24 protein-coding genes and 6 tRNA genes are annotated in these 24,881 nt (G+C 52.3%); 14 read left to right on the top strand and 16 right to left on the bottom strand.

The genetic code is table 11. The annotated features are described in order from the left end of the window. Positions 1 to 3 precede the first annotated feature (3 nt). Complete coding sequence (gene cysM / locus LA337_16410; GenBank protein UBI14751.1) at positions 4 to 915, top strand: cysteine synthase CysM; 912 nt, start codon at positions 4 to 6, stop codon at positions 913 to 915. Between the two features lie 81 nt (positions 916 to 996). Here the strand turns inward: cysM and LA337_16405 are convergent, their stop codons facing one another. Both LA337_16405 and ptsJ read right to left on the bottom strand, forming a co-directional pair. Further along, entirely contained in the window at positions 997 to 1,713 is a 717-nt protein-coding gene (locus tag LA337_16405) for a type 1 glutamine amidotransferase (GenBank protein UBI14750.1), read from the bottom strand. Positions 1,714 to 1,726: 13 nt separating this feature from the next. Further along, positions 1,727 to 3,019: a transcriptional regulator PtsJ gene (ptsJ, locus tag LA337_16400; protein ID UBI14749.1), complete on the bottom strand. Its 1,293-nt coding sequence runs from the start codon at positions 3,017 to 3,019 to the stop codon at positions 1,727 to 1,729. Between the two features lie 82 nt (positions 3,020 to 3,101). On the opposite strand from ptsJ, the gene pdxK reads away from it, so the two are divergent. Next, complete coding sequence (gene pdxK, locus LA337_16395; GenBank protein UBI14748.1) at positions 3,102 to 3,968, top strand: pyridoxine/pyridoxal/pyridoxamine kinase; 867 nt, start codon at positions 3,102 to 3,104, stop codon at positions 3,966 to 3,968. Then, complete coding sequence (locus LA337_16390) at positions 3,965 to 4,204, top strand: cytoplasmic protein (GenBank protein UBI14747.1); 240 nt, start codon at positions 3,965 to 3,967, stop codon at positions 4,202 to 4,204. The genes pdxK and LA337_16390 overlap by 4 nt, the downstream gene beginning before the upstream one ends. A gap of 89 nt (positions 4,205 to 4,293) precedes the next feature. Here the strand turns inward: LA337_16390 and crr are convergent, their stop codons facing one another. The 5 genes from crr to cysZ form a co-directional block, all read right to left on the bottom strand. Beyond that, the gene (crr, locus tag LA337_16385) at positions 4,294 to 4,803 is read right to left on the bottom strand and encodes a PTS glucose transporter subunit IIA (GenBank protein ID UBI14746.1); all 510 of its coding nucleotides are present in this window, start codon (positions 4,801 to 4,803) and stop codon (positions 4,294 to 4,296) included. A 40-nt stretch (positions 4,804 to 4,843) separates the two neighbouring features. After that, entirely contained in the window at positions 4,844 to 6,571 is a 1,728-nt protein-coding gene (gene ptsI / locus LA337_16380; GenBank protein UBI14745.1) for a phosphoenolpyruvate-protein phosphotransferase PtsI, read from the bottom strand. A 45-nt stretch (positions 6,572 to 6,616) separates the two neighbouring features. After that, on the bottom strand, positions 6,617 to 6,874 hold the full coding sequence (gene ptsH / locus LA337_16375; protein ID UBI14744.1) for a phosphocarrier protein Hpr: 258 nt from the start codon (positions 6,872 to 6,874) through the stop codon (positions 6,617 to 6,619). Positions 6,875 to 7,257: 383 nt separating this feature from the next. After that, on the bottom strand, positions 7,258 to 8,229 hold the full coding sequence (gene cysK, locus LA337_16370) for a cysteine synthase A (GenBank protein ID UBI14743.1): 972 nt from the start codon (positions 8,227 to 8,229) through the stop codon (positions 7,258 to 7,260). Positions 8,230 to 8,392: 163 nt separating this feature from the next. Then, entirely contained in the window at positions 8,393 to 9,154 is a 762-nt protein-coding gene (gene cysZ, locus LA337_16365; protein ID UBI14742.1) for a sulfate transporter CysZ, read from the bottom strand. A 230-nt stretch (positions 9,155 to 9,384) separates the two neighbouring features. Between cysZ and zipA the strand changes: the two genes are divergently transcribed. The 3 genes from zipA to LA337_16350 all read left to right on the top strand — a co-directional run bounded on the left by zipA (position 9,385) and on the right by LA337_16350 (position 12,705). Continuing rightward, a complete protein-coding gene (zipA, locus tag LA337_16360; protein ID UBI14741.1) occupies positions 9,385 to 10,398 on the top strand; it encodes a cell division protein ZipA in 1,014 nt (337 codons plus the stop codon). 71 nt (positions 10,399 to 10,469) lie between these two features. Further along, positions 10,470 to 12,485 (top strand): NAD-dependent DNA ligase LigA, encoded by a 2,016-nt coding sequence (ligA, locus tag LA337_16355; GenBank protein UBI14740.1) that lies wholly within the window; start codon positions 10,470 to 10,472, stop codon positions 12,483 to 12,485. 1 nt (position 12,486) lies between these two features. Further along, positions 12,487 to 12,705, top strand: coding sequence for a DUF3820 family protein (locus tag LA337_16350; protein UBI14739.1), 219 nt, complete (start codon positions 12,487 to 12,489; stop codon positions 12,703 to 12,705). Here the strand turns inward: LA337_16350 and LA337_16345 are convergent. Next, positions 12,702 to 13,700, bottom strand: coding sequence for a bile acid:sodium symporter (locus LA337_16345; protein UBI14738.1), 999 nt, complete (start codon positions 13,698 to 13,700; stop codon positions 12,702 to 12,704). The two genes, LA337_16350 and LA337_16345, sit on opposite strands and share 4 nt — an antisense overlap. A gap of 89 nt (positions 13,701 to 13,789) precedes the next feature. Here LA337_16345 and LA337_16340 point away from each other — a divergent pair, with 89 nt between their 5' ends. Then, positions 13,790 to 14,716: a LysR family transcriptional regulator gene (locus LA337_16340; GenBank protein ID UBI14737.1), complete on the top strand. Its 927-nt coding sequence runs from the start codon at positions 13,790 to 13,792 to the stop codon at positions 14,714 to 14,716. Here LA337_16340 and LA337_16335 read toward each other — a convergent pair. Beyond that, entirely contained in the window at positions 14,707 to 15,048 is a 342-nt protein-coding gene (locus LA337_16335; GenBank protein UBI14736.1) for a FlxA-like family protein, read from the bottom strand. The two genes, LA337_16340 and LA337_16335, sit on opposite strands and share 10 nt — an antisense overlap. A 291-nt stretch (positions 15,049 to 15,339) precedes the next feature. Between LA337_16335 and xapA the strand changes: the two genes are divergently transcribed. The 3 genes from xapA (at position 15,340) to LA337_16320 (ending at position 18,470) form a co-directional block, all read left to right on the top strand. Continuing rightward, on the top strand, positions 15,340 to 16,173 hold the full coding sequence (xapA, locus tag LA337_16330) for a xanthosine phosphorylase (GenBank protein ID UBI14735.1): 834 nt from the start codon (positions 15,340 to 15,342) through the stop codon (positions 16,171 to 16,173). Between the two features lie 57 nt (positions 16,174 to 16,230). Then, positions 16,231 to 17,487, top strand: a complete 1,257-nt coding sequence (locus LA337_16325; protein ID UBI14734.1) for a nucleoside permease — start codon at positions 16,231 to 16,233, stop codon at positions 17,485 to 17,487. Between the two features lie 98 nt (positions 17,488 to 17,585). Then, positions 17,586 to 18,470, top strand: a complete 885-nt coding sequence (locus LA337_16320; protein ID UBI14733.1) for a LysR family transcriptional regulator — start codon at positions 17,586 to 17,588, stop codon at positions 18,468 to 18,470. 163 nt (positions 18,471 to 18,633) lie between these two features. On the opposite strand, the gene LA337_16315 is transcribed toward LA337_16320, so the two are convergent. The 4 genes from LA337_16315 to LA337_16300 all read right to left on the bottom strand — a co-directional run bounded on the left by LA337_16315 (position 18,634) and on the right by LA337_16300 (position 19,034). Beyond that, positions 18,634 to 18,709: transfer RNA gene (locus LA337_16315), tRNA-Lys, on the bottom strand. Between the two features lie 4 nt (positions 18,710 to 18,713). Next, positions 18,714 to 18,789: transfer RNA gene (locus LA337_16310), tRNA-Val, on the bottom strand. 47 nt (positions 18,790 to 18,836) lie between these two features. Further along, positions 18,837 to 18,912, bottom strand: a tRNA-Val gene (locus LA337_16305). Between the two features lie 46 nt (positions 18,913 to 18,958). Beyond that, positions 18,959 to 19,034 (bottom strand) — tRNA-Val (locus LA337_16300). A 258-nt stretch (positions 19,035 to 19,292) separates the two neighbouring features. Here LA337_16300 and gltX point away from each other — a divergent pair. Further along, positions 19,293 to 20,708, top strand: coding sequence for a glutamate--tRNA ligase (gene gltX, locus LA337_16295; protein UBI14732.1), 1,416 nt, complete (start codon positions 19,293 to 19,295; stop codon positions 20,706 to 20,708). 56 nt (positions 20,709 to 20,764) lie between these two features. On the opposite strand, the gene LA337_16290 is transcribed toward gltX, so the two are convergent. Both LA337_16290 and LA337_16285 read right to left on the bottom strand, forming a co-directional pair. Beyond that, positions 20,765 to 21,157 carry a putative DNA-binding transcriptional regulator gene (locus LA337_16290; GenBank protein ID UBI14731.1) on the bottom strand — a complete coding sequence of 131 codons (393 nt, stop codon included), beginning with the start codon at positions 21,155 to 21,157 and terminating at the stop codon, positions 20,765 to 20,767. Between the two features lies 1 nt (position 21,158). Next, on the bottom strand, positions 21,159 to 21,521 hold the full coding sequence (locus LA337_16285; protein ID UBI14730.1) for a putative DNA-binding transcriptional regulator: 363 nt from the start codon (positions 21,519 to 21,521) through the stop codon (positions 21,159 to 21,161). 221 nt (positions 21,522 to 21,742) lie between these two features. Between LA337_16285 and LA337_16280 the strand changes: the two genes are divergently transcribed. Both LA337_16280 and LA337_16275 read left to right on the top strand, forming a co-directional pair. Further along, a tRNA-Ala gene (locus LA337_16280) sits at positions 21,743 to 21,818 on the top strand. A gap of 42 nt (positions 21,819 to 21,860) precedes the next feature. Further along, positions 21,861 to 21,936 (top strand) — tRNA-Ala (locus LA337_16275). 143 nt (positions 21,937 to 22,079) lie between these two features. Here the strand turns inward: LA337_16275 and nupC are convergent. Further along, positions 22,080 to 23,282, bottom strand: coding sequence for a nucleoside permease NupC (nupC, locus tag LA337_16270; GenBank protein UBI14729.1), 1,203 nt, complete (start codon positions 23,280 to 23,282; stop codon positions 22,080 to 22,082). A gap of 344 nt (positions 23,283 to 23,626) precedes the next feature. Here nupC and LA337_16265 point away from each other — a divergent pair, with 344 nt between their 5' ends. Further along, positions 23,627 to 24,865 (top strand): Nramp family divalent metal transporter, encoded by a 1,239-nt coding sequence (locus tag LA337_16265; GenBank protein UBI14728.1) that lies wholly within the window; start codon positions 23,627 to 23,629, stop codon positions 24,863 to 24,865. Positions 24,866 to 24,881: the final 16 nt, after the last annotated feature.

Genomic DNA, 24,881 nt, shown 5'->3' with positions numbered 1-24,881 from the left:
AACGTGAACACATTAGAACAAACAATTGGCAATACGCCTCTGGTGAAATTACAACGTCTGGTGCCGGATAACGGCAGTGAAATTTGGGTCAAGCTGGAAGGCAATAATCCCGCGGGTTCGGTGAAAGACCGTGCCGCGTTGTCGATGATCGTCGAAGCGGAAAAACGCGGAGAAATTAAGCCTGGCGACGTGCTGATTGAGGCGACCAGCGGTAATACCGGAATTGCGCTGGCAATGATCGCCGCGTTGAAGGGTTACCGCATGAAGCTGCTGATGCCAGACAACATGAGTCAGGAACGCCGTGCGGCGATGCGTGCTTATGGGGCTGAACTGGTTCTGGTGACCAAAGAGCAGGGGATGGAAGGGGCGCGCGACTTAGCCCTTGAGATGGCGCAGCGTGGAGAAGGTAAACTGCTCGATCAGTTCAATAATCCTGATAACCCATACGCGCACTACACCACCACCGGACCCGAAATCTGGCAGCAGACATCAGGCCGTATCACGCATTTCGTTTCCAGTATGGGAACGACTGGCACGATTACCGGCGTGTCGCGTTTTCTGCGCGAGCAGGAAAAACCGGTCACCATCGTCGGTCTGCAGCCGGAAGAGGGCAGCAGCATTCCAGGCATTCGCCGCTGGCCAGTAGAATATATGCCGGGTATTTTTAACGCTTCGCTGGTGGATGAGGTGCTGGATATTCATCAGAACGATGCGGAAAACACCATGCGTGAACTGGCCGTGCGTGAAGGTATTTTTTGCGGTGTCAGTTCTGGCGGCGCGGTGGCAGGCGCGTTACGCGTGGTCCGCGCGACACCGGGGGCAGTGGTGGTAGCGATCATCTGCGATCGCGGCGATCGCTACCTTTCGACCGGCGTTTTTGGTGAAGAGCACTTTAATCAGGGGCTGGGAATTTAACTTGTTGGCCTGATAAGCTCAGCGCCATCAGGTAACTGCCTGGCACGATGGCCGGATAATGTTTTATCCGGCCAGGGATGATTAATCGTTACGTTTTTCCACCAGCTTATCCAGGAATTGCCACAGCTTCTCATTCATCTGCTGGTAATCACAGGCGCGCATCTCTTCCACAGAGCGGATGAAGCGTTTCCCTTTGGCTTCGGCAAGTTCTTGCTCAGAGTGCTGAATTAATCCTTCTACCGCTTCGGCGTTAAACTCCATATGGCACTGAAAACCATAGATGAAATTACCGTATTGCACGATTTGTCGCGGGCAGCCCTCGCTTGCGGCAAGAATTGTCGCCTGGTCGGTTAACCCTGGCATGTCATTGTGCCAGTGACCGACGGTGAGCGGTGAGCCGAAATGGTTGAATAACGGATGCTGTTGGCCTGCCTCGGTGAGGACGATCGGGTAGTGACCTATCTCTTTTTCCGGACTTTGGCACACCTTCGCGCCCAGCGCTTCACCGATTAACTGCGACCCCAAACAGATGCCCACCACGATTTTTCGTGCCGAAATCGCCTGGTTAATCAGATGCTGCTCGGCCTGAGAGTCAAAGTATGGGCACTCTGCCAGCGTGGTGCGGGGTGACTGCGGGCCGCCAAATACCACCAGCATATCGAAGCCATCGGCATTAGCGGGGACCGTTTCTCCGGCGTAAACGCGTGACCAGGTGATGGTATAGCCGCGTGATTCGGCCCACGGCAGGTACGCGCCAGCAGATTCGAAAGACTCATGAATAACAAAATGAACTCGCACTTTTTCTCTCCTGTTAGCGCTTTAGCGCCAGATGAATATCAGCCGCCAGCTTGTTAATGTCGCTGTCAGTTAAGGTTGACAGCGTAATGCGCAGGCCGTGCGCAGGCGTATTGACGCCAAACACTTCGCCTTCACGTACCAGCCAGCCAGATTTTGCCAACGCAAAAGCGGTCGCCTGGCTGTTATTTTCCAGCGGTAGCCATAGATTCAGCCCGTCACCGGCGGGCAGATCAATGCCATGTTGGCGCAGAGCCGCTGCCAGTTTTTGTTGCTGGGCAGCGTAAAACTGCTGAGTTTGCGCCAGCGTGTGTTGATATGTCTCGTCACTCAGGCAGGCGCAGGCTAAATCCTGGAGCAGATGGCTGACCCACTGACTGCCGGAGTTGAGCCGTAAACGCAGTTTTCCGGAAGTGAGCGGATCGCTGGCCACAATGGCCAGGCGTAAATCCGGGCCTAACGTTTTTGACATCGAGCGGACAACCGCCCAGTGCGTGGTTTCCTTAGCTATTACCGGATACCAGCGGCAAGCGGACAACAGCGCAAAGTGGTCGTCGACGATCACCAGCGTTTGCGGATAGCGAGCCAGGATTTCCTGCAATTGCGCCGCACGGGATGCGCTCAGACTGCATCCTGTAGGGTTGTGCGCGCGCGGCGTCAGAATCACCGCCCGCGCGCCTTTCTGAAGCGCGGTTTCCAGCATGTCTGGCTGCATGCCTTCGCGGTCAACGCTGACCGGACTGGCGGAGAAACCGGCATAGCGCAGCATGTTTATGCTACTCAAAAAGCACGGATCTTCTACGGCAACGCTGTCGCCAGGCAGTAAATGGGCGCACAGCAGCCGCTCAATGGCATCAATGGCGCCACTGGTGATATCAATTTCACCCTTGCAAGGCATTACATCCTGCATCCACTGCGCGGCCCATGCTTTAAGTCCTGGCGACACGGCAGCATCACCATACAACCGCGGATTCTTATTTATCTTCGCGAAATAACTACTCAGATCGGGAAGACGCGAGGGCGCAGGATTACCGCCGGAAAGATCGATAAGCGGGGTATCCGGATCACCGCCTTCCAGCGCAACGGGGGCAGAAATTTCTTTGATCACCGTGCCATTGCGTCCCAGACTTTGTGCCAACCCGGAGGTGACCAGGCGCTTATAAGCCGCTGCGACAGTATTGCGGTTGACGTTTAATGCCGTTGCCAGTTCACGTACTGGCGGTAACGTTTCGCCCGCTGCCAGCGTGCCTGTAGCGACATGTTGACGAATACTGTCAAAAATTTCGCTAGCGGTTTTTCCGTCGATCATTATTGACCTATGACAAAATGAATTTTAGCATATGACGATAATAGTGAGGTGTAAGCCCGCTGTCCAGCGAGAGGAGAAATTTATGGAGCAGGGGAATGATATTCAGTCGGTGCTCTTCGACGACAAGCATCGGGCGTTACAGACCGATATCGTCGCCGTCCAGTCACAAGTGGTGTATGGCAGCGTAGGCAACAGCATCGCTGTTCCGGCCATTAAGGCGCAGGGATTACGCGTGACGGCAGTCCCTACGGTGCTGTTCAGTAATACCCCGCATTATGAAACCTTTTACGGCGGCGTTATTCCGCCCGACTGGTTTAGCGGTTATCTCCGCGCCTTAAATGAGCGTGATGCTTTACGCGAGCTAAAGGCGGTGACCACGGGCTATATGGGGAGCGCGGAGCAAATCGCCTTGCTGGCGCAGTGGCTGGAAACGGTGCGGGCTACGCATCCGGCACTGTGCATTTTGGTCGATCCGGTCATTGGCGATACGGACAGCGGAATGTATGTGAAAGCTGAAATTCCGCAAGCTTATCGCAAGCACCTGTTGCCGCTGGCTCAGGGGCTGACGCCGAACGTGTTTGAGCTACAAATGCTGAGCGGAAAACCGTGTCGTACGCTTGATGAAGCTATCGCGGCGGCACAATCGCTGCTCACCGACACGCTGAAATGGGTGGTGATTACCAGCGCGCCGGGGGATAGCGAAGAGATTATTAACGTTGCGGTGGTGACGGCTGAAACGGTTGAGGTGCTGGCCCACCCGCGGGTGAAAACGGATCTGAAGGGGACTGGCGATTTGTTCTGTGCTGAGCTGGTGAGCGGTATTGTGTTGGGTAAAGCGCTGACGACCGCGACGCACGACGCCGCACAGCGGGTGCTGGACGTGATGACGTGGACCAACCTGTGCGGTTGTGATGAATTAATTCTGCCACCGGCAGGGGAGGCGCGATGAAAAGTTACCGGCTGGTGGTTCGCCAGAATGGGCGTATGGTTGGACATTTTGACACCAGCGGGGCTGCAGCGCTGGAAGATATCTGCGTGGCGCGGGCGATGTTTGGTATTACGGGTGGCTACGATTGTGAACTGTTAGTGGCGGATTCGGAACGACGGATGTTGGAAAGCGGGCCGGAGGGAATGAAAATCCTGATGCGCGAAGCGTGTTACCGACCGGTCATCTCACAAATTTAACGCTTTTCCGACCTACAAAAAATCGTTGTCGGGGTATACATATATAAAAGAATGGCGCCATCAGGCGCCATTCTTCTCTGCAACAAGAATTACTTCTTGATGCGGATAACCGGAGTTTCACCCACCGTCACGCTACCGGACAGTTTGATCAGCTCTTTGATTTCGTCCATGTTGGAGATAACAACCGGAGTCAGGGTAGACTTGGCTTTTTCTTCCAGCAGCGGCAGATCGAATTCAATAACCGGGTCGCCCACTTTCACGCGTTGACCTTCTTCAGCGATGCGTTTAAAGCCTTCGCCTTTCAGTTCAACGGTATCAATACCGAAGTGAACAAACAGCTCAATGCCGCTGTCGGATTCGATAGAGAAAGCGTGGTTGGTTTCAAAGATTTTGCCGATGGTGCCATCAACAGGGGCGACCATTTTGTTACCGGTTGGTTTGATAGCGATGCCATCACCAACGATTTTTTCAGCAAAAACTACATCCGGCACGTCTTCGATGTTGACGATCTCGCCAGAGAGCGGAGCAACAATCTCAATAGTTCCGGTGTCTTTCTTATCATCAGAAACCAGAGATTTCAGTTTATCGAACAAACCCATGATCTTCTCCTAAGCAGTAAATTGGGCCGCATCTCGTGGATTAGCAGATTGTTTTTTCTTCAATGAACTTGTTAACCAGCGTCATTAACTCGTCCGTTGTCGGTTGAGCAAGAGCCTGCTCTGCTAACACCTTCGCATCTTCGAAGTTCGTGTTACGGATAATCTTCTTAATGCGCGGGATAGAAATGGCGCTCATAGAGAATTCGTCCAGACCCATCCCCAGCAACAGAAGTGTAGCACGTTCGTCGCCTGCAAGCTCACCACACATGCCAGTCCATTTGCCTTCCGCATGAGAAGCATCAATAACTTGCTTGATCAGCGTCAGTACAGATGGCGACATCGGTTGGTAAAGGTGTGAAATCATATCATTACCACGGTCAACTGCCAGGGTGTACTGCGTTAAATCATTGGTGCCGATACTAAAGAAATCAACTTCTTTGGCTAAATGACGCGCAATTGTTGCCGCTGCCGGTGTTTCCACCATCACGCCAATCTCAATGCTTTCGTCAAATGCTTTACCTTCGTCGCGCAGTTCCTGTTTGTAGATTTCGATCTCTTTGCGCAGTGCACGCACTTCTTCAACAGAGATGATCATTGGGAACATGATGCGCAGTTTGCCGAAAGCAGAGGCGCGCAGAATAGCGCGAACCTGGTCACGCAGGATCTCTTTACGATCCATGGCGATACGCACAGCACGCCAGCCCAGGAACGGGTTCTCTTCTTTAGGGAAGTTCATGTACGGCAGCTCTTTATCGCCGCCGATGTCCATGGTACGGACGATGACCGCCTGAGAGCCACAGGCTTCAGCGACGGCTTTATACGCAGCAAACTGTTCTTCTTCAGTTGGCAGCGATTCACGGTCCATGAACAGGAATTCGGTACGGTACAGACCCACACCTTCAGCGCCGTTACGCTCAGCGCCTTCAACGTCACGAACGGTACCGATGTTGGCGCAAACTTCAACCTGATGTCCGTCCAGCGTGATAGCCGGCAGATCTTTCAGCTTAGCGAGTTCCGCTTTCTCGGTAGCAACCTGCTCCTGAACGGCACGCAGTTGCTCAATAACGTCGTTGGTCGGATTGACGTAAACCTGGTTGTTTACGGCATCCAGAATCAGATAGTCGTCGTTTTTCACCTGAGAGGTGACGCTACCCGTACCTACGATGGCAGGCAGTTCCAGAGAACGCGCCATGATAGAGGTATGGGAGGTACGTCCGCCCGCGTCAGTAATGAAACCCAGCACTTTGTTCAGGTTCAGCTGTGCGGTTTCTGACGGGGTCAGGTCAGCGGCTACCAGGATAACTTCGTCCTGAATCGCGCTCAGGTCGATAATTGCCAGACCCAGGATATTACGCAGCAGGCGTTTACCGATATCACGTACGTCAGCCGCACGTTCTTTCAGGTATTCATCATCCAGCTCTTCCAGGGCTGTGGCCTGACCTTCGATAACTTCATGCGCAGCTGCATCAGCCGTCATGTGCTTATCTTTAATCAGGGCTATGATTTCCTGCTCCAGCTCCTCATCTTCGAGCAGCATAATATGCCCTTCAAAGATGGCTTCTTTTTCTTCACCGAACGTTTCACCAGCTTTAGTTTTGATCGCTTCCAGTTGCGCAGATGCCTTGGCACGACCGCTCAGAAAACGTTCAACTTCCTGATCAACCTTGTCGGCAGAAATTTTTTTCCGGTCAATGACGATCTCGTCTTCTTTCAGCAGCAATGCTTTACCGAAAGCGATACCCGGGGATGCTAAAATGCCTGAAATCATAACCCTACCTTACTTGTGACTGATATTTAAAAGAACTCGTTGAACTTACTCGAGTTCAGCCATCAGTTTAACCAGATGCTCAACTGCTTTCTGCTCGTCTTCACCTTCTGCGGACAGGGTGACAACGGTACCCTGAGTCAGGCCCAGAGTCTGCAGTTTAAACAGGCTTTTGGCGCTAGCGCTTTTGCCGTTGGAAGTCACAGTAATTTCAGAAGAAAAGCCTTTTGCTTCTTTAACAAACTGAGCAGCAGGGCGAGTATGCAGACCGTTCGGAGCGGTAATGGTAACTTCTTGCTGGAACATTATATTTCCCCAACTTATAGGTTTAGTGTTGTGGAACTAAAGTCTAGCCTGGCGGCTCAACTTTAGCCTGTATTGTTAGCATCGGCGTAAACTGGACGCGACACAAAAGGAGTTCGGTGCAATCCGTTGCTGGCAACTTCTTGCCGCTGACGTTTCGTTCGTCATTAAACATTATGCCGCGAAAGGAAGAGTTGAACCAAATCATAAAATCGATTCAGCTAGCGCTTTTCCTGTAACGATTAATTTCGCGCATCAAAATAATTAGTTTGGTTAAATACCAGTTCCGGCGGGTTGAATCAATGCCAGGAGAGGTGAAACTTTGAAGCAGGCCACAAAAAAGCACCCAAAAGGGTGCTTTTTTACGCGTTTTTAACATGCTGGCATTACTGTTGCAGTTCTTTCTCTGTGAAGAGATCGGCAAACAGTGCAGTGCTCAGATAACGCTCACCCGATGACGGTAGGATAACCACAATATTCTTATTGGTAAAGGTTTCATCTTCCTGGAGCTTAAGCGCGGCAGCAACCGCTGCGCCGGAAGAGATCCCCGCCAGAATACCTTCTTCTTCCATCAGGCGACGTGCAGTAGAAATCGCTTCATCATTGGTGATGGCAACGACTTTATCGATAAGCTTCAGATCAAGGTTGCCAGGAATGAAGCCTGCGCCGATGCCCTGAATTTTATGCGGGCCTGGTTTAAGTTCTTCACCCGCCAGGGCCTGGGCGATAACAGGGGAGTCGGTAGGTTCAACCGCAACGGTGATCAGGTCGGTTTTACCTTTGGTGCCTTTAATGTAACGGGTCACGCCAGTCAACGTACCGCCGGTACCTACGCCGGAAATAAAGACATCAACCTGGCCATCGGTATCTTCCCAGATTTCCGGGCCGGTGGTTTTTTCATGGATTTCCGGGTTCGCCGGGTTACTGAACTGCTGCAGCAACAAGAATTTTTCCGGATCGCTGGCGACGATTTCTTCCGCTTTCTGGATTGCGCCCTTCATGCCTTTTGCGCCTTCGGTCAGTACCAGGTTCGCGCCCAGCGCTTTTAAGAGCTTGCGGCGCTCAATGCTCATGGTTTCCGGCATGGTCAGCGTCAGTTTGTAACCGCGAGCGGCGGCGACGTAAGCCAGTGCAATACCGGTGTTACCGCTGGTCGGTTCTACCAGCTCAACGCCCGGTTTCAGCACACCACGCTTTTCGGCATCCCAAATCATATTGGCACCGATACGGCATTTGACGCTGAAGCTCGGGTTGCGTGATTCCACCTTCGCCAGAATGCGTCCGTTACCGATACGGTTCAGTCGAACCAGCGGCGTATGACCGATAGTCAGCGAGTTATCTTCAAAAATCTTACTCATGGCCTGTCCTTAACTGTATGAAATTGGGATACCGCTTCAGCATACCTGTTGAGAAAGTATGGGGAAGTAAGGAATTCGCATATCTATATGCTGATGAGAAATAATGCGTAGCAGTATGGAATAAGAGCGGGCATAAGCCAGCCCGCTTTTACACATTTTTGCATTACTTCCATAACGCGTGCTTAGCACGATAGCAGTCTACCCACATCGCCGTGGCACCACAAACCGCGACCGGCATGATGAACAGGTTGAGCACCGGAATCATGGTGAACAGGCTGGTTAACGCGCCAAATTGCATATTGGTTACCTTGCGTGTGCGCAGCGCGACGCGCATCTCTTTAAAAGGCACCTTATGGTTATCAAACGGATAATCGCAGTACTGAATGGCCAGCATCCACGCGCTGAACAGGAACCACAGCACTGGGGCAACGGTCTGCCCAATGCCTGGAATAAAATAGAGGATCAGCAACACGAAGGCGCGCGGGAGATACCACGCCAGCTTTTGCCATTCGCGTTTCATAATGCGCGGAACGTCTTTCATGATGCCGAGAACGCCGGTGTCAGGCGGCGTGGCGCCCGTTAAGCGTGCTTCCAGCTGTTCCGCCAGCAGACCGTTAAACGGTGCGGCAATCCAGTTAGCAATAGTCGAGAACAGATAGCCGAATACCAACAGCACAGAGACAGTCACAATCGGCCACAGTAAATAGCTGAGCCACTGAAGCCAGTCAGGGACGTGGCTCATCAGCGCGGGGATCCAGCTATCGAGTTGTGTAAATAACCACCAGAATGCGCCGCCCATCAGCAGGATATTCACCAGTAAAGGCAGGATAACAAACCGACGAATACCCGGTTGAGTGATGAGCTTCCATCCCTGAGAAAAGTAATATAGGCCGCTGCGAGGTACAACTGCAGATGATGAAACCATGGTCAGGACATACTCCTTGTTATATAAGCTCTGGTAAACTTTGCGTATCTTACCGGGTTGTTGAGCGTTAAGCTGTTCGGAAATGTTCGAAAAAACAGCAAAAAGCAAAATTTTGTTCATCTTTATGCTGTGAAAGCCAAGAGTACACTTGCACTTGGCGTAATCGACAAATACTCTTAGTGAGTAAATGTTTGCCGTGGTGGCAAGGTGTTAGAACAACAGAGAATATAATGATGCAGGATTTGCGTCTGATATTAATCATTGTTGGCGCGATCGCCATAATCGCTTTACTGGTACATGGTTTTTGGACTAGCCGTAAAGAGCGGTCTTCTATATTCCGCGATCGCCCACTGAAACGCATGAAGTCTAAACGTGAAGACGAGGATTCGTTCGACGACAACGTCGAGGAAGACGAAGGCGTGGGCGAAGTTCGCGTTCATCGTGTGAATCATGCTCCCGGTAATGCGCAGGAACATGGGGTTCCTCCTCAGTCGCCGCAACACCAGTACCAGCCGCCTTATGCGTCTGCTCAGCCGCGTCAATCCGCGCAGCAGCCTGCACAAGCGCCGGTACCGCCGCCGCATGTTCAGCAGCCGCCGCAGCCTGTACAACCGCAGCAGCCGGTGCAACATCAGCCTGTTCAGCAGCAACCTGCGCAACAGCCGATGCAGCATCAACCCGCTGCGCCGCAGGTTCAGCAACCCGTGCAGCAAGCCCCGCAACCTGCGCCGCAGACCTTCCAGCCAGCTGAGCCTGTCGTTGAACATCAACCGCAGCCTGAGCCAGTAGTAGAAGAAGCGCCTGTTGCTGAAAAACCGCAGCGTAAAGAAGCGGTCATCATTATGAACGTTGCTGCGCATCACGGTAGCGAGCTCAACGGTGAAGTGCTGCTCAACAGCATTCAGCAGGCCGGTTTCAAATTTGGTGATATGAATATTTTCCATCGCCATTTGAGCCCGGATGGCAGCGGTCCGTCGCTGTTTAGCCTTGCCAATATGGTTAACCCGGGAACGTTTGACCCAGAAATGACGGGCGACTTCAGCACTCCTGGCGTGACCATTTTTATGCAGGTTCCGTCCTACGGGGACGAGCTGCAAAACTTTAAGCTGATGCTGCAGTCCGCACAGCACATTGCCGATGAAGTGGGCGGTGTGGTGCTCGACGATCAACGTCGCATGATGACGCCGCAGAAACTGCGCGAGTATCAGGACCGCATCCGCGAAGTTAAAGAATCTCACGCCTGATTTTCCTCTGGCGTGACATCTCCTTGCTAAACCCCCGCCTGTCGGGGGTTTTTTATCATTGATGGTGCGATATGGAATCAATCGAACAACAACTGACAGAACTGCGAACCACGCTTCGCCATCATGAGTATCTCTACCATGTGATGGACGCGCCGGAAATTCCTGATGCGGAGTACGATCGCCTGCTGCGTGAACTGCGCGAGCTGGAAGCACAGCATCCGGACCTTATTACCCCCGACTCGCCAACCCAGCGCGTTGGCGCCGCTCCGTTAACGGCGTTTAGCCAGATTCGCCATGAAGTGCCAATGCTGTCGCTGGATAACGTATTTGATGAAGAGAGTTTTCTGGCCTTCAATAAGCGCGTTCAGGACAGGCTGAAGAGTACCGATAAACTGACCTGGTGCTGTGAGCTGAAGCTGGACGGGCTGGCGGTCAGTATCCTGTATGAAAACGGTGTGCTGGTTAGTGCCGCAACTCGTGGTGATGGCACCACGGGTGAGGACATTACTTCTAACGTGCGCACCATTCGCGCGATCCCGTTAAAACTGCGTGGCGATAACATTCCGACGCGTCTGGAAGTGCGCGGTGAAGTGTTCCTGCCGCAGGCCGGATTTGAAAAAATTAACGCAGAGGCCCGTCGCACGGGTAACAAAGTTTTTGCTAACCCGCGTAACGCGGCGGCCGGGTCATTGCGTCAGCTTGATCCGCGTATCACAGCGAAGCGACCGCTTACTTTCTTCTGCTATGGCGTGGGGGTACTGGAAGGCGGCGTGCTGCCTGATACTCACCTGGGCCGCCTGCTGCAATTTAAAGAGTGGGGATTGCCGGTAAGCGACAGAGTCATGCTTTGCGACTCTCCGGAGGAAGTACTCGCTTACTATCATAAAGTTGAAGAAGACCGACCAACGCTGGGATTTGATATCGACGGCGTGGTTGTCAAAGTCAACTCTATGGCGTTGCAGGAACAACTGGGCTTTGTTGCCCGCGCACCGCGTTGGGCGGTGGCCTTTAAGTTCCCGGCGCAGGAGCAGATGACCTTTGTGCGTGATGTTGAGTTTCAGGTCGGACGTACCGGGGCGATTACGCCCGTTGCCCGCCTTGAGCCGGTCCAGGTTGCCGGGGTGCTCGTCAGTAACGCAACGCTGCACAACGCTGACGAAATCGAGCGGTTAGGTTTGCGTATCGGCGATAAAGTCGTCATTCGCCGCGCGGGTGATGTTATCCCGCAGGTGGTGAACGTCGTGCTTTCCGAACGCCCGGAAGATACTCGCGAAATTGTGTTCCCAGAGCATTGTCCGGTTTGTCACTCTGACGTTGAACGTGTCGAAGGCGAAGCGGTCACTCGCTGCACCGGTGGTTTAATCTGTGGGGCTCAGCGGAAGGAGTCGCTGAAACACTTTGTTTCCCGCCGCGCGCTCGACGTTGACGGTATGGGCGACAAAATAATCGATCAACTGGTCGAAAAAGAGTATGTCCATACCCCAGCGGATCTCTTCACCCTGACCGCAGGTAAACTGACTGGTCTTGATCGTATGGGGCCGAAATCGGCACAAAACGTGGTGAATGCGTTGGAAAAAGCGAAGGCAACGACGTTTGCCCGTTTCCTCTACGCGCTGGGAATTCGCGAAGTCGGCGAAGCCACGGCGGCAGGTCTGGCGGCGCATTTCGGCACCCTCGAGGCGCTGGAAGCAGCCTCTATTGAAGAGCTGCAAAAAGTGCCGGATGTCGGCATTGTGGTAGCGACCCACGTATTTAATTTCTTTGCCGAAGAGAGCAACCGCGAGGTGATCGTGCAACTGCTGGCGCAGGGGATTAACTGGCCAGCGCCGGTGGTCATTAACGCTGAAGAAATCGACAGTCCCTTCGCGGGTAAAACAGTGGTGCTGACCGGGAGTCTGAGCCAGATGTCACGCGATGACGCCAAAGCGCGACTCACCGAGCTGGGCGCAAAAGTGGCTGGCAGCGTATCGAAGAAAACCGATCTGGTGATTGCCGGTGAAGCGGCGGGCTCGAAACTGGCGAAAGCGCAGGAGCTTGGGATTGCCGTGATCGATGAAGCTGAAATGATCCGCTTGCTGGGTGCCTGAGATGGAAAAAGAGCAGCTGGTTGAAATCGCCAATACCGTGATGCCCTTTGGCAAGTATAAAGGTCGTCGGCTGATTGATGTACCGGAAGAGTATCTGCTGTGGTTTGCCCGAAAGGATGAGTTCCCGCCGGGCAAGCTCGGCGAACTGATGCAAATCACGCTGCTGATTAAAACTGAGGGGCTGACGCAACTGGTGCAGCCCCTGAAACGCCCGCTTTAAGCCTTCGCGGCGCGGCTTTTCTGCTGCGCCTGTAATGCATCCGTCTGCTGCTTGTAGCGACGCGCCAGCACGGCGCACGCCATCAGCTGTATCTGGTGGAAGATCATCAACGGCAGCACCATCATCCCAATCACCGACGTCGGGAACAGAATATTTGCCATTGGGATCCCGTTCGCCAGGCTCTTTTTCGAACCGCAGAACACAATGGTGATTTCATCGGCTTTGTTGAAGCCGCATTTACGCGCAACAAAGACGTTTATACCAATCACGACGGCCAGCAGGATGATGCTGACCACCACGATAAACAGCAATGAACCCACCCCCACTTTATGCCAGATCCCGTTAACCACGGCTTCACTGAAGGCGGAGTACACCACCAGCAAAATAGAGGATTGATCCGTTTTCGCGATCCATTTTTTATGTCGTGCTACCCAGTTTCCAATCCACGGACGCGAAAGGTGACCTAGCACAAACGGCAGCAGCAGCTGCAGCATGATTTTTCCTACCTGCTCCAGACTGCCTTCTGCGCCGTGCATATTCATCACCAGCCCGACCAGAAGCGGCGAAAGAAAAATACCCAACAGGCTGGAGGCGGAAGCAGAACATACGGCGGCGGCAACGTTACCGCCTGCCAGCGACGTAAAGGCGATGGCTGACTGCACCGTGGCGGGCAAAATACACAGGTACAGGAAACCGGTGTAGAGCATTGGGTCAACGTTGACTGGCGCCCACCAGGCGAAAAGAACGCCCAGAACCGGGAAGACAACAAACGTGCTGCACATTACCCACAGATGCAAACGCCAGTGGCTACCACCAGCAATAATGGCCTCACGAGAGAGCTTCGCCCCGTGCATAAAAAACAGCAGGGCAATGGCGGCGGTGGTTAAGCCTTCAAAGAAAGGCACAAAGCCACCCTCGGCCGGGAAAAAGGACGCTAGCAAAACAACCGTAATCAGCGTTATCGTGAACGGATCAAGGATACGAAAAAGTTTCATAAAAGCTCCTGAAATTCGGTAGTAACATTTTGCGTTTTTCCGTTTGAGAAATAAAATTGATTTATTGCATCCATATATGAATCGAATAGATGAATTACTCTCTGCGTCAGCTGCGTATCTTTGTTACCGTCGCTCAGGCCAAAAGTTTTAGCCGGGCGGGGGATATCATTGGCTTAAGCCAGTCGGCGGTCAGCCATAGCGTTAAAGAGCTTGAAGCGCAGACGGGTGTGCGCCTGTTGGACAGAACGACGCGGGAAGTGGTGCTGACGGAAGCTGGCCATCAGCTGGCGGCGCGTCTGGAACGCATTCTGGACGAACTGCACAGCACCTTGCGTGAAGCAGGCCAGGTAGGGACGCAGTTAACCGGGACGGTCAGAGTGGCTGCCAGTCAGACTATCTCGGCGCACCTTATTCCCCAGTGTATTGCCCAGAGCAATCAGCTTTATCCGGCGATCGATTTTGTGCTGCACGACCGGCCACAGCAATGGGTACTGGAAAGTATTCGCCAGGGAGAAGTCGATTTTGGCATTGTGATTGATCCCGGCGCCGTGACTGATTTGCAGTGTGAAGCCGTGCTGTCCGAGCCTTTCTTGTTGCTGTGTCGGCAGGACCATCCTTTAGCCCAGCGGGAATGGGTAAACTGGCAGGATCTCTACCATGAGCGTCTGGTGCTACAGGATTATGCTTCCGGCAGTCGGCCGCTGATCGATGCGGCGCTGGCCCACTTTTCCATTGATGCCAATATTGTTCAGGAGATTGGTCACCCGGCCACGCTGTTCCCGATGGTTGAGGCGGGAATTGGTATTAGCGTACTCCCCGCGCTGGCGCTCCCTTTACCGCAGGGCAGTCATCTGCAGGTGAAGCGTCTGACGCCGGTGGTTGAACGGCAACTGATGCTGGCGCGACGTAAAAACCGTTCTTTATCGACCGCGGCTCAGGCGTTATGGGACGTGGTGCGGATGCAGGCCAGTGAATTAACCGCCGGTCGTGCTAGCGATCCTTTGTATCAGATATAAATATCGACCCGATGTGGGTCGGTAGCATTGTTGACGCCGCTAGCTTTTCTTTGATCGGCGCTTTGCTTTTGCTGTGACTCCTCGGCCTGCTGGCGCAACAATTGAGCCAGCTGTGCTTGTAACATCTTGATTTGAGTCTGAATAAGCTCCTGCTGCTCGCGCTTCTGCTCAACACTGCCACTGCTATTGGGGATATCTTTGAGCTGCTGGGTTAGCTTGGTTATCTTATGGGTGATTTGTGCAATCTGTGCGGAGATATCATTCCCGGCTGATGCTTTTCCACCGCCGCTACTGCTTTGAACAGTTGGGGTGGAAACGTTGATAGTTGTCATACGGATCCCTCGTGCCATAAAACATGAGTATCGGCATCAGCGAACAGAACTTCAGCAATAATACGGCCGAGTGGAGTTTAATCATAAAAATCCCAAACCTTAATGTATCTGTTTTCCTGTGCCATTTCTGGCTCGAAAATAATGTGATTTCAGGCTGATTTAGCGCACCTCATCGATACCGATTTACTATCGGTTGTCGGGATAAACGGTATTGGTAATCGATTGCGTAGTCTCGCTATAACTGTGCTGTACGCTACGTCATTTTCGATTACTCAGTGTTAAGGACATCTTATGAGCCACTCTCTTTTCTCGCAAAACCCATGGTACAGCGCCGATATTATTCGTGGTTACAAACCGGATTTCACGCCGCGTGTAGCGTTTATCCTTGGTTCTGGTCTGGGCGCGCTGGCGGATCAAATTGAGGATGCGGTGGCCATCTCTTACGAGAAACTACCGGGTTTCCCGGTGAGTACCGTACACGGTCATGCCGGTGAACTGGTGCTGGGAAATCTGTCAGGCGTACCGGTGGCCTGTATGAAAGGACGTGGACATTTCTATGAAGGGCGGGGCATGACGGTGATGACGGATGCCATTCGTACGCTGAAGCTGCTGGGCTGTGAGCTGCTGTTTTGCACGAATGCCGCAGGTTCTTTGCGTCCCGAAGTCGGGCCAGGTCGTCTCGTTGCGCTTAGCGATCACATCAATACGATGCCGGGTACGCCTATGGTAGGGCCAAACGATGAGCGTTTTGGTGAGCGATTCTTTTCACTGGCGAATGCCTATGATGCTGACTACCGCGCGGTCCTGCAAACCGTTGCCGCTGAGGAAGGGTTCCCACTGAGTGAAGGGGTTTTTGTCTCTTATCCGGGACCGAACTTTGAAACCGCGGCAGAAATCCGCATGATGCAAATTATCGGTGGTGATGTAGTGGGAATGTCGGTGGTGCCGGAAGTTATCTCTGCGCGCCACTGCGGTCTGAAAGTCGTTGCGGTGGCAGCCATCACTAATTTGGCGGAAGGTCTGGGTGATGTGAAATTATCTCACGCACAGACGCTGGCGGCAGCGGAACTGTCCCGGCAGAATTTCATCAATCTGATCTGCGGCTTCTTGCGCAAACTGGCCTGAATAATTAAAAAATGACCCCGCTTGCGGGGTCTTACTTTTTTGGCAAGGAACGGAAAAATGGGTATCGCATCTCGCTTAAAGCTCATGTCGTTTTTGCAATATTTCATCTGGGGAAGCTGGCTGGTAACCCTGGGTTCTTACATGATTAACACCCTGGATTTTACCGGTGCCAACGTCGGTATGGTTTACAGTTCGAAAGGGCTGGCGGCGATTATCATGCCGGGCATTATGGGTATCATTGCCGATAAATGGCTACGTGCCGAGCGCGCTTACATGCTCTGCCATCTGGTGTGTGCTGGCGTGTTGCTATACGCCACAACCGTTACCGATCCCCAGACAATGTTCTGGGTGATGTTGGTTAACGCGATGGCGTATATGCCGACAATAGCGTTATCGAACAGCGTTTCATACTCGTGCCTGGCGCAATCGGGTCAGGATCCGGTCATTGCGTTCCCGCCAATTCGTGTGTTCGGCACGATAGGTTTTATTGTGGCGATGTGGACGGTCAGCCTGATGGGATTGGAGTTGAGTAGCGCGCAGCTGTATATCGCGTCAGGTGCTTCATTGCTGCTGGCGTTATACGCTCTTACATTACCCAAAATTCCGGTTGCCGAGAAAAAAGAGTCCGCCACGCTTGCCAGCAAACTGGGGCTGGACGCCTTTGTCCTGTTTAAAAAACCGCAGATGGCAATCTTCTTTTTGTTTGCGATGATGCTGGGGGCGGTGCTGCAAATTACCAATGTCTTTGGTAATCCGTTCCTGCATGATTTTGCCCGTAACCCAGAATTCGCCGACAGTTTTGTGGTGAAGTACCCCTCCATTTTGCTTTCGGTTTCGCAAATGGCTGAGGTAGGCTTTATTCTCACAATCCCGTTCTTCCTCAAACGCTTTGGCATTAAGACGGTGATGCTGATGAGCATGCTGGCATGGACGCTGCGCTTTGGCTTTTTTGCCTTTGGCGATCCGTCACCGTTTGGTTTTGTGCTGCTGCTGATGTCGATGATTGTCTACGGCTGTGCGTTTGATTTCTTCAATATTTCAGGGTCGGTATTTGTTGAGCAGGAGGTTAGCTCAACTATTCGCGCCAGTGCGCAGGGGCTGTTTATGACGATGGTAAACGGCGTTGGCGCATGGGTGGGTTCAATCCTGAGCGGTATAGCGGTGGACTATTTTTCTGTTGATGGTGTTAAAGATTGGCAGACAATCTGGCTGGTCTTTGCCGCCTATGCGCTGGCCCTGGCAGTTATCTTTGCATTGTTCTTTAAATACAATCATGAGCCTGAACGACGGGTACAGAAATCACCGGCACATTAACGTCCCATTAGCGGCGGGTTCCGATACCCGTCGTTTCATTTTCTGCGAGCCAATATGGTAACTTTGCGCATTACCCTTATTTCAGGAGCGCATTATCCATGGAACGCACGCACCGCATCGATCTGAAGTTACTGCGTTATTTTCTTGCTGTTGCAGAAGAACTGCATTTTGGACGCGCTGCTGCTCGCCTGAATATGTCGCAACCGCCGCTCAGTACCCATGTTAAAGAGCTGGAACAGCAGCTCGGGACTTTGCTATTTATCCGTCATTCCCGCAGCGTAGCGTTAACCCACGCTGGAAAGATATTGATGGAAGAGTCGCGCCGACTGTTATCCAGCGCCAATCAGGCGCTGGCGAGAGTGGAGCAGATTGGTCGCGGTGAGGCAGGGCGAATTGAACTCGGGGTCATCGGTACTGCGATGTGGGGAAAAATGCGCCCGGTAATGCGGCGTTTTCTGAAAGATAATCCCAACGTGGAGGTGCTTTTTCGCGAGAACATGCCCGCGATGCAGATGACGATGCTGGAACGCCGTGAACTGGATGCGGGAATTTGGCGGATGGCTACGGAGCTTTCCCCCGGGTTTACCAGTTTGCGTTTGCATGAGTCCTCTTTTCTGGTTGCCATGCCTGAAGAACATCCTCTTACCGCCAGTGAATTCGTTCCTCTGGAGGCGTTGAGAAATGAATATTTTGTCACGATGCCCTCCATTCATACCGACTGGGCATTTTTGCAGCGCGTATGCCTGAGCGCTGGATTTTCACCGATGATTATTCGTGAGGTGAGGGAGCCGCAAACGGTGCTGGCGATGATCAGCATGGGGATTGGTATTACGTTGATTGCTGACAGTTATGCGCAGATGAGCTGGCCGGGTGTGGTATTCCGACCGTTAGAGGAACGTATTCCGGCGGATTTGTATATTGTGTATGACCAACAGCAGGCGACGCCCGCGCTGGAGAAACTGGTGGCAGCATTGACGGTATGATATCTGTGCCGGATGGCGACTAACGTCTTATCCGGCCTACGCGTGCGGTATTGTCTGTAGGCCTGATAAGCGCAGCGCATCAGGCAAGGCCCGAACCTGCTGCAGGTTCGAATCTTATAAATCGCAGATAGCAAAAAGGCGCCTTTAGGGCGCCTTTTTACATTGGTGGGGCGTGCAGGATTCGAACCTGCGACCAATTGATTAAAAGTCAACTGCTCTACCAACTGAGCTAACGCCCCGAAGTGGTGGGTGATGACGGGATCGAACCGCCGACCCCCTCCTTGTAAGGGAGGTGCTCTCCCAGCTGAGCTAATCACCCACTTCGGTACTTCAATTTTATCGTAAGAAATCCAGCTGGCGAGAAAGTGGTGGGTGATGACGGGATCGAACCGCCGACCCCCTCCTTGTAAGGGAGGTGCTCTCCCAGCTGAGCTAATCACCCACTTCTCAATTTCTTACTCTACACGGCGGAGACTACATAAAGTAGTTGGTGGGTGATGACGGGTTCGAACCGCCGACCCCCTCCTTGTAAGGGAGGTGCTCTCCCAGCTGAGCTAATCACCCCCGCTGTGTGGAGTCGCATTATAGGGAGAGTTGAAAATGAGTCAACGCATTTTCTAAAGAAATTGTTCGTTCGTCGTAAATTTAAACAAAACGATCGCAAAACAATCCATGCGGCATGATTTGTATACGAAAATGGCAAAGCGTGATGTTCCAACCCGATCAACATTGAGGAATCAGACCACAGTGATAGAATACGAGCCTGATAATCTTCCCTGGATTTGCCGGTTGTCGGCATCTTTATAAACGTAAGGCCATTTCATGAAAATCAAAACTCGCTTCGCGCCAAGCCCGACAGGTTACCTGCACGTCGGCGGTGCGCGTACTGCTCTTTATTCCTGGCTTTTTGCACGTAACCATGGCGGTGAGTTTGTGCTGCGTATTGAAGACACCGATCTCGAACGCTCCACGCCGGAAGCTATTGAAGCCATTATGGATGGCATGAACTGGCTGAATCTGGAATGGGATGAAGGCCCGTACTTCCAGACCAAACGTTTTGATCGCTACAACGCTGTGATTGATGAGATGCTGGAAGCAGGTACTGCATATAAATGCTACTGCTCCAAAGAGCGTCTGGACGCGCTGCGCGAAGAGCAAATGGCGAACGGTGAAAAACCGCGTTACGACGGCCGCTGCCGCCACGGCCACGAACATCACGCTGCTGATGAACCTTGCGTGGTGCGTTTTGCCAACCCGCAGGAAGGTTCCGTTATTTTTGACGACCAGATCCGTGGGCCGATCGAATTCAGCAACCAGGAGCTGGACGATCTGATCATCCGCCGTACCGACGGTTCTCCGACCTACAACTTCTGCGTTGTGGTTGACGACTGGGATATGGAAATCACTCACGTCATTCGTGGTGAAGACCATATCAACAATACTCCACGTCAGATCAACATCCTGAAAGCGCTGAATGCGCCGGTACCGGTTTACGCGCACGTGTCGATGATCAACGGCGACGATGGTAAAAAACTCTCCAAACGTCACGGTGCGGTCAGCGTTATGCAGTATCGCGACGACGGTTACCTGCCGGAAGCGCTGCTGAACTATCTGGTGCGTCTGGGCTGGTCCAGCGGCGATCAGGAAATCTTCACTCGTGAAGAGATGATCAAACTGTTCTCCCTTGGTGCAGTGAGCAAATCTGCCAGTGCGTTCAACACCGAAAAATTGCAGTGGTTGAACCATCACTACATTAATGCGCTGGCGCCGGAATATGTGGCAACGCATCTGCAATGGCACATTGAGCAGGAAAATATCGATACCCGCGTTGGTCCGCAGCTGTCAGAGCTGGTTAAACTGCTGGGCGAGCGTTGCAAAACGCTGAAAGAAATGGCGCAGAGCTGCCGCTATTTCTACGAAGACTTTGCTGAGTTCGATGCTGACGCGGCGAAGAAACACCTGCGTCCGGTAGCGCGTCAGCCGCTGGAAGTGGTTCGCGACAAGCTGGCTGCGATTAGCGAGTGGACGGCAGAAAACGTGCACCACGCGATTCAGGCAACCGCTGATGAGCTGGAAGTGGGTATGGGTAAAGTTGGGATGCCGCTGCGCGTAGCCGTTACCGGGGCAGGTCAGTCTCCGGGATTAGACGTCACGGTGCATGCGATTGGTAAATCCCGCAGCATTGAGCGTATTAATAAAGCGCTGGCATTTATTGCTGAGCGTGAAAGCCAGCAGTAAGACCGATAGACCGATGAAACAACGGCAGGAGTGCATCCTGCCGTTTTTTTTGCCTGTTATTCAGACTCATCAATATCCAACCGGGCAAGAAAATTACGAATACCTTCGCGCGAGATAAACTGCCACAACTTTTCTTGTTCCGTAGGGGACATGTTGTCCAAAGAGCTAATTATCTGGCGACAGGCGTGGCTGCGCACCACGGGGGTGTATTCTGCCAGCGATTCTTCAGCCTGATAAACCTCAGGGACTTTGCGAAAAGCCGGAATATTGAGCAGAAACGTGCGGACGCTGGAGTCGATATGAATCAGCCTTGCACGACCACCTTTAACGCCGGGAAATTTTTCGGTGGTCCAGTTTTGTTCCCTGATCCAACGATTGACGGTTTGTTTGGCAACCCCGAGACATTCCGCCAGTTCTTCGGTCGTCATTTTGCTGCGTAATTTTTTCATATTATTTGTTTTCGCGGATCCCTAAGCGTTGTAATAAACCCGTAATGCCTTCACGCAGGATCAGAGACGTAAACATTTTCTGTTCTGACGGCGTCATCTCTTTGGCGAGTCTAATCAGCAGTGCCTCAATAGAAGTATCGCCGGATAACGATAAGTTATCTGATAAACCTTCGGCTGAACGCTCAGCGCTGCGAATGTATTCACGAACTTGTTCGGTGACGTGAACCAGTCGGGCTTTACCGCCCTGTACGCCAGGTTTTGGTGATGTAGCCCAACCCTCCTTGCGCACCCATTTATTGATGGTCTGTCGGCTGTATCCGGTCAGATTAGCAAGTTCTTCTGGCGTCATCCGTTCCTTGAACATAACGATTCCCTGAATAGTCGTGGGGTTAATTAGTGGCTCATTTTATAGCACCATTTTAGTAGAAACCGTGACGCGTTTAACTACTGAATGCGAGTTGTTACGCAATGTTCTTCATTTGACTGCTTTTTCAGCGATTGAATTCTTTGAGTTAATTTTGCCGTTGACACACGCGAAGGGAATTCATATGATGCCGCCCGTCAACTCGACAAGCTTTACGTTGTGGGGCTATAGCTCAGCTGGGAGAGCGCTTGCATGGCATGCAAGAGGTCAGCGGTTCGATCCCGCTTAGCTCCACCAAATTTAATCCCAATAAATTTGGTACATACGTAAAAGCATCGTGGGGCTATAGCTCAGCTGGGAGAGCGCTTGCATGGCATGCAAGAGGTCAGCGGTTCGATCCCGCTTAGCTCCACCAAAATTGAAACCCTCGCTGAAAAGCGGGGGTTTTTTGTTTCTGTATCTTGCACAGTCTGTGCCTGTATCTCTTTGGATTGCTAAATAGCAGGCATAAAAAGGCCGGGGAATCCCCGGCCTTTTCACTACGACGTTGTCTTACGCTTACAGCACCAGTGCTGCGATAGATGCAGACAGTACGCTCACCAGCGTAGAGCCATACACCAGCTTCAGACCAAAGCGGGAAACCACGTTACCTTGCTCTTCATTCAGGCCTTTAATCGCACCGGCGATAATACCGATAGAAGAGAAGTTAGCGAAGGAGACCAGGAATACAGAGATGATGCCTTCTGCGCGCGGAGAGAGCGTGGAGGCGATTTTCTGCAGGTCCATCATCGCAACGAATTCGTTGGAAACCAGCTTAGTTGCCATGATACTGCCCACCTGCAGCGCTTCGCTGGACGGCACACCCATTACCCATGCAACCGGGTAGAAGATGTAACCCAGGATGCCCTGGAAGGAGATGCTGTAGCCAAACCAACCGGTCACGGTCGCGAACAGGGCGTTCAGGGCAGCGATCAGCGCGATGAAACCAATCAGCATCGCCGCAACGATAATTGCCACTTTGAAACCCGCCAGGATGTATTCACCCAGCATTTCGAAGAAGCTCTGGCCTTCGTGCAGGTTAGACATCTGGATATTTTCTTCGCTGGCATCAACGGTGTACGGGTTGATAAGCGACAGTACGATAAAGGTGCTGAACATGTTCAGAACCAGCGCCGCAACAACGTACTTCGGCTCCAGCATGGTCATGTACGCGCCGACGATAGACATGGAAACGGTCGACATCGCCGTTGCAGCCATGGTGTACATACGGTTGCGAGACATTTTGCCGAGAATATCTTTATAGGCGATAAAGTTCTCGGACTGACCCAGGATCAGCGAGCTGACGGCGTTGAAGGATTCCAGCTTGCCCATACCGTTCACTTTGGATAACAGGAAACCAATTGCGCGGATGACAACCGGCAGAACACGGATATGCTGCAAAATACCGATCAGCGCGGAAATGAAGACGATCGGGCAAAGCACTTTCAGGAAGAAGAATGCCAGGCCTTTATCGTTCATGCTGCCGAAGACAAAGTTTGTTCCTTCATTAGCGAATCCGAGAAGTTTCTCAAACATCTCGGAGAAGCCTCTCACGAAGCCCAGACCAACATCAGAGTTCAGGAAGAACCATGCCAGTAACACTTCAATAACAAGCAACTGAATAACATAACGAATGCGGATTTTTTTACGGTCACTGCTTACCAGCAGTGCGAGTACCGCAACCACGGCAAGGGCCAGGACAAAATGAAGAACACGGTCCATATTTGCTCCAAATATGAGGCAGGTTTAGTTTTCGTGCACATTCTATGTAACAACCATAAAGAAAACGAGATCAAACACACACTATAATAAGGACCTGTGACGAGATTCAAAATTAGTGATCGGTGATACACTTCTGTTATGTTTAGTATGGAAGTGAAAAGTTATGTCATTGTGCTAATCTCATAACAATAATTAAACATCTCACCGGTATTTCCAGAATCCTTATCGATCCATAGACAAACGCTATCAGAGGAATCAACTTCACCCATCAAAATGAATTTGATAATCATTCTCAACAGGCGTAGCTTGAAACATAGCAAAGGCTATGTTTCTGAGGCACTAAAATGACTAACGATCGCGTTGAGAGTAGCAGTGGACGGGCAGCGCGCAAGTTGAAGCTCGCATTAATGGGACCTGCGTTCATCGCGGCGATCGGCTATATCGATCCGGGTAACTTTGCCACCAATATCCAGGCGGGGGCCAGCTTTGGCTACAAACTGCTGTGGGTAGTGGTCTGGGCAAACCTGATGGCGATGCTGATCCAGGTGCTGTCGGCGAAACTGGGTATTGCCACGGGTAAAAACCTGGCGGAGCAAATTCGCGATCATTATCCTCGCCCGGTGGTGTGGTTCTACTGGGTGCAAGCCGAAATTATCGCCATGGCGACGGACCTTGCTGAATTTATAGGCGCCGCGATTGGCTTCAAGCTGATCCTCGGCGTTTCCTTATTACAAGGGGCCGTGCTCACCGGGATTGCGACGTTCTTAATTCTGATGCTGCAGCGTCGCGGGCAAAAGCCGCTGGAAAAAGTCATCGGCGGCCTGCTGCTGTTTGTGGCTGCGGCTTACATTGTGGAGCTGGTTTTTTCGCAACCGAACTTCGCGCAGCTTAGTAAGGGAATGGTGATCCCAAGCCTGCCTAATTCCGAGGCGGTGTTCCTGGCAGCCGGGGTGCTCGGCGCGACTATCATGCCGCACGTCATTTATCTGCACTCTTCCTTAACCCAACATCTGCACGGCGGAACGCGTCAACAGCGCTATGCGGCCACGAAATGGGATGTGGCTATCGCCATGACGATTGCCGGATTTGTCAATCTGGCGATGATGGCGACGGCTGCCGCGGCATTTCATTTTAGCGGGCACACCGGTATTGCCGATCTCGATCAGGCGTATCTGACCCTTGAACCGCTGTTGAGTCACGCTGCGGCGACGGTGTTTGGTTTAAGCCTGGTGGCTGCGGGGCTCTCTTCTACCGTGGTCGGTACGCTGGCGGGGCAGGTGGTGATGCAAGGATTTATCCGCTTTCACATTCCGCTATGGGTACGCCGCACCGTTACCATGATGCCATCATTTATTGTGATTTTGATGGGATTGGATCCGACCCGCATTCTGGTGATGAGCCAGGTATTGCTTAGTTTCGGTATTGCGCTGGCACTGGTGCCGCTGCTGATCTTCACCAGCAACAGTCAACTGATGGGCGATTTGGTAAATACCCGCTGGGTAAAACAACTGGGCTGGGTGATTGTTGTGTTGGTGGTGGCACTCAATATCTGGCTACTGGTGGGAACCGCGCTCGGTTTGTAGTAGGGTTTGCTTTTGC

It is taken from the genome of Citrobacter europaeus, from assembly GCA_020099315.1.
GTDB classification, from domain to species: Bacteria; Pseudomonadota; Gammaproteobacteria; order Enterobacterales; family Enterobacteriaceae; genus Citrobacter; species Citrobacter europaeus.
The sequence above is the reverse complement of the archived record's forward strand: the minus strand, read 5'-3'. Positions and strand labels throughout refer to the sequence as shown.